This is a genomic window from Candidatus Jordarchaeum sp. (assembly GCF_052745115.1).
The window spans coordinates 1-8,331 of record NZ_JBRAKS010000174.1 but is presented as its reverse complement, the minus strand read 5'-3'; the positions used below and the strand labels follow the sequence as shown (position 1 = coordinate 8,331).

8 protein-coding genes are annotated in these 8,331 nt (G+C 39.5%); 4 read left to right on the top strand and 4 right to left on the bottom strand.

Annotation, left to right across the window (positions count from 1 at the left end):
* Positions 1-27 precede the first annotated feature (27 nt).
* Complete coding sequence (locus ACUVXA_RS12570; protein ID WP_445871616.1) at positions 28-1,056, bottom strand: hypothetical protein; 1,029 nt, start codon at positions 1,054-1,056, stop codon at positions 28-30.
* 562 nt (positions 1,057-1,618) lie between these two features.
* On the opposite strand from ACUVXA_RS12570, the gene ACUVXA_RS12565 reads away from it, so the two are divergent.
* Positions 1,619-1,816 carry a hypothetical protein gene (locus ACUVXA_RS12565; protein WP_445871615.1) on the top strand — a complete coding sequence of 66 codons (198 nt, stop codon included), beginning with the start codon at positions 1,619-1,621 and terminating at the stop codon, positions 1,814-1,816.
* Positions 1,817-1,845: 29 nt separating this feature from the next.
* Positions 1,846-2,787 carry a hypothetical protein gene (locus tag ACUVXA_RS12560; RefSeq protein WP_445871614.1) on the top strand — a complete coding sequence of 314 codons (942 nt, stop codon included), beginning with the start codon at positions 1,846-1,848 and terminating at the stop codon, positions 2,785-2,787.
* Between the two features lie 32 nt (positions 2,788-2,819).
* Here the strand turns inward: ACUVXA_RS12560 and ACUVXA_RS12555 are convergent, their stop codons facing one another.
* Positions 2,820-3,365, bottom strand: a complete 546-nt coding sequence (locus ACUVXA_RS12555; RefSeq protein WP_445871613.1) for an amino acid kinase family protein — start codon at positions 3,363-3,365, stop codon at positions 2,820-2,822.
* Positions 3,366-3,381: 16 nt separating this feature from the next.
* On the bottom strand, positions 3,382-4,140 hold the full coding sequence (locus ACUVXA_RS12550; RefSeq protein ID WP_445871612.1) for a UPF0280 family protein: 759 nt from the start codon (positions 4,138-4,140) through the stop codon (positions 3,382-3,384).
* A gap of 433 nt (positions 4,141-4,573) precedes the next feature.
* Here ACUVXA_RS12550 and ACUVXA_RS12545 point away from each other — a divergent pair, with 433 nt between their 5' ends.
* Positions 4,574-6,376, top strand: coding sequence for a S8 family serine peptidase (locus ACUVXA_RS12545; protein ID WP_445871611.1), 1,803 nt, complete (start codon positions 4,574-4,576; stop codon positions 6,374-6,376).
* A 165-nt stretch (positions 6,377-6,541) separates the two neighbouring features.
* Positions 6,542-7,252: an endonuclease V gene (locus ACUVXA_RS12540; protein WP_445871610.1), complete on the top strand. Its 711-nt coding sequence runs from the start codon at positions 6,542-6,544 to the stop codon at positions 7,250-7,252.
* Between the two features lie 18 nt (positions 7,253-7,270).
* On the opposite strand, the gene ACUVXA_RS12535 is transcribed toward ACUVXA_RS12540, so the two are convergent.
* Positions 7,271-8,158 (bottom strand): hypothetical protein, encoded by an 888-nt coding sequence (locus ACUVXA_RS12535; RefSeq protein WP_445871609.1) that lies wholly within the window; start codon positions 8,156-8,158, stop codon positions 7,271-7,273.
* Between the last annotated feature and the right edge of the window lie 173 nt (positions 8,159-8,331).

Genomic DNA, 8,331 nt, shown 5'->3' with positions numbered 1-8,331 from the left:
AAAGTCCAAGAATGGTATTATTTATCATTAAATCTTTCTACTGTTGTGAACCCCCCACTCTCCATTAAAGGTTGCTGCTGCTAAAATTGCATCGCGGAAGTGAAGATTTTCAGCCCTGTTGTAAACGCCGATTATCAGAGGGATGGCGGCTAACCAGGGATGTACAGAACCAGTTGCAATAATCAGAATTCCGGTTAGCGCAGCGTATATCGTATTAGTTAATTCAGTATCTTCGATCACATCGTACAAATAATATTGTTCCTCATAGTATGGTACATCATCGATGTAGAGAACAAAGCGAAGATATGCGTATATATAATCATCCTGTCCGTAGACTATTATTTGGCCCCATGGCCATGGATACCAGTACCAGTAGTAGTAGGGGGGCGCTTTGACGTATATGTCGGGATCAGCAATCAGTATTCCATCTTCGTTGTAAGCTTCTGCCTTTACCGCGGTGTAGGGGGTACCGTTTATTTCTAGGCTGTATTGTTTACAGATAACTGTAAAGGGTTCACCGTCTATTACGGTACTTACATTCCATTCCTCGATTATTTCTCCGGTTTTAATGATAAAGTGAGAATCAACCATTGAAGCTTCCAGCATATTTTGTCTTTCAAGCGCTTCATAATAATACATGAGTGTCATAGTGTAGCTCTTAAAGTGTTCTTGATACTTGGGGTTCTCACCTAAAAACTGCATTAAGAGCTGTAGTGCAGAATCCTTGTCATTTGTTGTAGCTAGTGTATTCATCCACGTAGTAATATTCTTAGTCATCCACTTTATTAAACCTTGGTTTATGATGTTCTGTTCATATGCCATAATGCTTTGAAATCGTCTAAGAGAATCATTTTTGTTTTCGAAGTTTTCAAGGACAGTATAATTATTTTTATCATACGCAAGATTATTCTCCCAGTTGTTACTCAGATAAGCCAGCAGGAAATAGGGGTTGTTTGAAGCTGTGGAAATGTTACCTAAGGTCATTGAGCACACTGTTCCGAAACCTAGGGAAATAACAAGAAAACCAATTAGAATAACTTTGAAGCCCTTAATCATTCCTAATCTCTCCACAATTTTTAGAGAATCTATGTAAAAACTAGTATATATATCGGAAATTCGGAGAAAGTTTAACGGCGTTACACGAATTTAGCTTTTAGTTTCGACAGTTAGACCATTGGACTATAGAAGATTTATGATCTGTGAAACTCTGGTAGGTATATGTGTGGCTTTAGGGATTTAGAGTACTAGACCAGGTTCTAGAAGAGGGAGCTTTGCAGGTTTCTTAGAATTAAGAGGAGGGCTGAGCAGCAGGCTTTCAGCCGCTACGGTTTAACCTACGTGGTAGAGGAGTGCCTGCCGGTTAAGCTTAAAGAGATTGACCAGATGCGGGAGAAAGGAATTATTTAAGCCTTTTTGTTGTTTTTCCAAATTTTTTAGGTCTTTTTATTGTTTTTTTCTTGCTTTTTAAGGATTAAGGTATAGTGTTTATGGGTGGGTGTTAACTTAATTTTTTGGTGGTATCTATTCTTGTCTTGGAGGTTGCGCTTGACATAAAGCTTATATTTTTTGTTAACGTGGTTTTATTTGATTTTAGGTTGGACTTCTGGACTGTGGAAGAATGATTAGTGATGCTGGTAAACCAAAGCTTATAAGGTTTCAAAATTACAGAGGTATGATGGTTAAGCAGCTGCTTCAAGAATTGGGTTTAAGTGAGAACCATTTTGCGGTTCTTGTAAATGGTAAGAAGGCTGACCTTGATTCTTTTGTTGATAAGGATAGTTTGGTTATTATTTTGCCCCGTATTGCTGGAGGCTAGGTTTAATTTTTGGTAAGAGGGTATATTGGATGCTGGAGTCGGAGTTTGTTTTCAAGGTGTTGGTTGTTGGTCCTCGAGAGGAGGTTAAGGATCGGTTCCTGTTGTCGATGGGCCCGGATAGTTATTTTTTGGAGTGTTTTAAGTCTATTGTGGGGGTTAGTCTCCAGGTGAATGTGGTTAAGGTTAAGGGGAGGACGGTTAAGGTTCAGATTTGGGACGTTTTTGATTCTCCGCCTTTCAAGGCTATGTTTCACCATTATTCTAAGGGTGCTTATGGGGCACTGGTTCTTTTAACTAAGCGGATTGAGAATGAGGCATCCAAGTATATTGAGGAGATTTATAAGTATTGTGGGGAAATCCCGGTTCTAGTCATCGTTATAGAGGAGAAGAGTTCAGAAGAACTCGCTAAGAAGTATAGTGAGAGTTTTCTTAAGGATCCGTTGCAGAGTTTGGAAATTATCTCTGAGAGGATTTTTGATAAAAAAGCGGAGCCGTTTTATTTGAGGCTTTCATACAGTGTTCTTCCCAGTTATGCTCAGCTTTTGAGCCAGAGGAGATTAGAGAATCTGACCACGGTTCCAATAAACGTTCCTCTCATTAAGGAAACACTGGAGTCTATGGGATTCATGGTTAATGAAAATAATGAGGTTCTTCTGAAGAATGAAAAAGCGATCTACACTGTGGACTTGAAAACCGGTGACGTTTACGTGGGACCAAAATATTGTGCAAACTGTGACCGGGACTGTGTTAAAAGGGAGAAAGTATGCATGGTTCTGGCTACCTCGGGATGGGCGAGCAGCCCAGATATTTCACAATCAGATCTTCTTATAATCTCAAAAGTTTATGCTATTGCCAACGATGAACTGCCCCCTGATGTTAGGGAAAAAATAAACGAAATACTATACTGCCCGTACAAGGATTCGGAAAAACCGAAAAAAACCAAGAGCAGGAGAAGGAGAAGAAGAACCTAAAGGGAAGAAATCAGTATATAAAATCTTAAATCTTACCGAGCACTATAATGTGATCGGGTATTTAGGGCCTTTTTTAAAATTCTCAGAATCTTATCCGGATTTTCTTTTATTATGGTTGTTTCTCCTTTTTCGTTTCTTCCAATTAATGCACATAGGATTACTATGCTGTTAGAGAGTTTGGGATCTATTAGTTTTTTAACTTCTTTTATTGTTTTAGTTTCCGATATTTTCGGATTTCCAGAATTTCCAATAGTGCTTACGGGATTGTCTCTGAAAGGATCAATGTATTCTGCGTTTAGTTTTTGTGATTTTAGAGCGGTTGTAATGAGTTGTGCGCCGAGTAGTTGGCTGAGGGCTAAGAGTTCGTCCAGTTCCTTGAACTCTATCTGGTTATGGGAGGATTCGTACGCCAGTTTGGCTATGTGATCTGTAAAATTTCCATAACCAGTGAGTACTATGAGGATTTCCCGGTTCTGATTATTTCGAACATGATGAGTGATATTGAGAATATTGGATGGTTCTGAGATGTTTATTCTGGGAATTTCAATTATCAATCTATTATCTTTTTTCGAGTACATTCTCTTTTTTCTCCTTTCAGATAAGTTTGATTTTTGGTGGAAGATAATTTTGAATATTTAGATTATTCCAGGTTTCACCCTCAATTTTCACCAGTTGTGGTAGCTTTCCTACGGTACCCGCATATTCGCCCCGAATAATAAATGAGCTTCTCACTCCGGGAATTGTTTCTGCGGTTTCTAGACCTTTTTGCACTGATTTTTCGAAATCCTCTCCCTTAACTGTGTTTCCCACTGCTGTGGCAGCGGCGTCGGCTAGGGCCGCGGTATCGGCGATGATTGTGGCGGCGTCCGCTTCTCCGAAGCTTACTGCGTGACCCACGGTTCCGGAGCTGGTTCCGATTCCTATGGGGAAATCTTTTGGTTTTAACCTGAAGCCAATCTTGCCGGATAATGAGGAGGTACCGGCCAGTAATCCTACAATTATTGAGGTGTTGGAGTCTGCGGAGATTTCTCCCCCATTTTCCACTACTGCTACTCTCGCTTTTACCAGCATTGCATCTACTGCTAGGTCTGCTAGAGCTCCTGCTACGGCAGCCATTGGTCCCACCTTGGCTTGTTGGGCGGCTTGTGCCATGTTCTGTATGATCTCCGGTGCGTCTTTGACTTCTAGGGGTTCGTATGAGGTTAAGAATTCGGGGTTTCTGCGAATGTAGGCTTCTAATTGTTCTCTGTTTTTCTTGACCGAATCTATTGCAATTTTTATGGAGTCGGGATTATCTGTTTCAATGGTGAGTTTGGATTGTTTAATGGTGTACGTTACTTTGGTTAGTTTCATGGCGGCACTCTCAAATTGTTACTATATTATAGCTCTATATTTTGTGTTCTCATATTTATATCTTTTGCTCATATTTTTTATAATAAAATATTACTATAAATCATATTTTAGGATAGCCCCAAAAAAGCACCAATAGTCTTCAAAAAAACCAGAAAGATCCCAAGAAAACAACACTCCAAACAGAATAAAAACCAGATCAAACACTTTACAGGAATCTTTGGCGAGAAAGCCCCCGACTTCTAGTCGCGGGGAGTGTCAAAGATTCCGTAATCATCTAATTTTCTTACGATTTTGACAATGAAGAACGCAACAAAAATGATTTAAAGGAGATTAAATTCAATAATACATCTACATTGATGGGCAATATGTCATATAAAAACATAAATAGGATAGCAGGCAAGAAATTGGAAAGAACGGAGGAGCAAGAGCAAAAATGGCTACATCAAAAATGTGGTCCAAAAAGGGAATAACGGCTTTCCTAGTTATCTGCTTCTTTTTAGTACCAGTTTATCCCCTCTTTTTCTCCGTTCAGCCAATAACCCCGTTTGTTGTGTCATTCTCTAACTATAATAATATTAATAACGATTGGATCATTGATCCGAAAATTAGTCAAATGGCAAAGAGTCTAGACGGTGAATGGATTCCAGTTATGATACGTTTCAAGGATTACGTTGATACCGCTCTGATAGAAGAATTGGAAAACTTGAGTTATTTAAAAATTAATCGAAATGCTTATGGAGTTCCGTTTCTCGTAAACTTGGGCGATATTCACATGGTACCGTGTGAGATTCAGGGATATGACAAACTGGGAGAATTTACTAAACAGTATCGTGATGAGATATTTTACATAGAAAGTGACTTTAGACAGTATCTTTTGCCAGAGGGTATTGTGAATGAGACATTGGAGATTCTTCAGGCCATCAATTCTCAAACCATGGAGGGAGAACCTCACCAAGAAAAGTACACATCGAAACAAGATATTAAATGGTGGGTAAACTTAACTTATGCTCCTAAAGTCTGGGATTTAAAATTGAATGAGCGTAACATCACTGGTCAAGATGTGAGCATAGCATTCTTGGATGCGGGAATAAACGATTGGGAATTTCAAAACGAGACAGGACAATTTTACAAGGAAGGCATAGGGGAAGTGATTCTTAATATTGATGGTATTACGGGAATAATTTATGATACTAGGGGTACTAGTTATGACCCAATTCCAGACATCTATCCCTACGGAGTGAATCATGGAACCGCAGTGGCCGGAGTTGCGGCTGGCGGTCAGAATCAAGGTGTTGCCAAAGGTGCGAATATAATCGATATTAGAGTTATTGATTGGGATTTTGGATACGACCCGTCGATGCTAGTGTTTTGGATAATGTGGTGTGCAGCAAACCGGGATGAATACAATATTAGTGTGATTAATTTTAGCGATGGAACAACTAATCCTCTGCGCATGAGTAAAACCCTCACCGACGTAATGAATTATGTTTATCACCACTGTGGAATAGTGGTTTGCTTAGCCGTGGGAAACGACTATAATAAAATTAGAACAGTGGCCCATCCTGGAAACGCCGAGTTTGCCATAACTTCAGGGGCCTGTGATAAAAATGGGCTTCCCTCAAGCATTACCAGCTTTGGACCTACGTGGGATGGTTACCCAAAACCAGAGGTTCTCGCGCCTTCCACCAGTGGACACACCAGCCTATCTGGTCCAGAGACCTCGGGAGTCGCGGCACTGCTTGCTCAAACCTGTATGGAACTGGACATTCCGAGATGGGAATGGTCTTTCCGAATACGTGCTGCAATAATTAGAGCCGCCGCTATGAATGATATACTGCTTCCGGGCTGGGATCCCGCTTCTGGATACGGGTTACTTAACGCCTTAGATGCTTTCAATCAAATTAATGATACATCTTCCTGGTCTAAACATGTTGCAGTGGCTAAGTGGCCCTACACCTTTGCTACTCCGGATGGAGCTTATTTTATACCCTTGGGACCCTTTTTATTGCCTATTTATTACTGGAATGTAAGGGTTACAGTGGAGTGTGACGGACAGGATATGAGTCCACATGTGGTTTGGGTACAGGACTTCAAACCCATTAATAGTTTAGCAACTATAGGCAAACTTCAAAACCAGTGGATAATGACTCTGGGACAAAAAAACAGCATAACCTACCAGGTTCTAGCACTAACCCCTTACGTATTCTTTCCCCCGGCGATAGCCGGATGCTTATAATAGTTCAGATTGAAAATTCACTCGCCTAGGATTAAAATGTCCTTTTTCGTGTTTTGAAAATATCCAAAAAAAGAGTAGAACATTTTTGAGTTGGCAAGGGTCTTGAATTTATTAAATAAAGTGGTTTATGCTATTAAGATTATAGTTGGTAGGTGAGATTTTTAATTGCGTTCTAGCAAGCTGAAAAAAGGAAATAGTTGGAATAAAGTATTGGGTAAAGTTGGTTTGACGCTTAAAGAGGCAAGGGAGCTTCAAAGAAAACTAGCTTCCCAAGTAATTGAAAAGGATCAATTTGAAAAAATTGAAAACATATGTGGTTTAGATGTATCCTACTATAAAGATACAGGAATTGCCTGCGGAGTAGTCTTGAATTGTGAAGATATGCGAGTTTTAGAGGAGAGGGTAGCCTATAAGGAAGTATCCTTCCCTTATATACCAACTCTTCTTTCCTTCCGGGAAACACCCTTAATTTTAGAAGTTGCTAAAAGCTTGAAGAGTAAAGTGGATTTGTTTATGGTGGATTCCAATGGGAGGCTGCATCCCTATCTACTGGGAGCGGCATCACACTTCGGAGTCCTTATGGATAAATCTACCATCGGTGTTGCTAAAACTCTGCTCTGCGGGGAGGTGCAACCTAAAAAAACGGAAGAAAGATACTCGTATGTTATGCTTAACGGAAAAGCGGTGGGGGCCGCAGTTACTACTCGACTTGGAGCAAAGCCGGTGTATGTTAGTGTGGGGCACAAAATATCTCTGAAAACAGCGATAGAAACTGTTTTGGAAACCTCAAAACTCCGAATACCAGAACCCATAAGACGGGCAGATCATCTATCAAAAATGTGTAAAAAAGATTTGAGAAATAAGCACATTAATTAAACTTATTTTTCATAATGATTATGGTTTTTCCCTAATTTTGGATATGGAGGTTGTTTCCCAGAGTTTTTTTCTTCTGGCTTCTAAAAGATCGTTCTCTAAATTTCTAAATTCTGCGGCGCTGATAATTTGCAACCCTTTTTCTTCGGCCATTGGAAAGAGGTCTTTAACTTTTTCTCTCCAATCGAGATCTCTTAGAAGATGATGATCCAATATGAATTTCTTTACCCGCGTTTCATGCATTATTTTTATGATGTTCTGGATTGAATCCCTTAAATTTTCCTGAGAATAATGATTCTCCAGCATATAAGTCATAGGACCATCACAGAAAATAATATCGGGGTCTTGCTCAATTATAAATGAGGTTTGCGTCTCGAGGCTAGGACCCTCCACATCCGAAGTGTGGAGAAAAACATCTTTACCTTCTTTTATAGCAACTTCAGTTACATACCCTGTCCTAGAATCAGGTCCATGATATACAGGTTCTGAAAAGATTATGGTTGTGTTTCCAAATTCAAAGGTTTGCCCATCGGAGATAAAAATCTCATATGTTAAATCCTTTATCTGCCTCAAGAAATGTGCAGATCTTTGCTTCTGACTATAATTTATATTTTTTTCAGGGTGCTTTATAAAGACGGTTTTATTGCGGTATATTCCTGGTTCCCGGGGATTGTAATGGTCACGGTGATAGTGGGTGATGATCAAGATATCGGATTTTTCTGAATAAGATTTGATTTTCCTCCAGTGCTGTGATTTTCGCTCCAGCTCTATTTTATGGGGCTCAAGACTATACCTCCAAGGACCGAGCGCCACACCGGGATCAATTAGAATTCGACAATCCTTAGTTTCAACAAAAGTCGCCATACTTCGGGTTCCAAGACTTTCAAAAGCTAGAGGGAGAAGATTCAACTTAACATTTCTCCAAAAACAACCACTATACTAGGAGAGATTATCATGACTGAATTTAGTATTGAATCTCAATTATTATTTAAATCTTTGTTAAGACCAGATTTATTTAAAATGAGCTATATGAGACATCTCTTAAAAAGAACCTTTTTTACAATTAAAATTTAAATCATTTA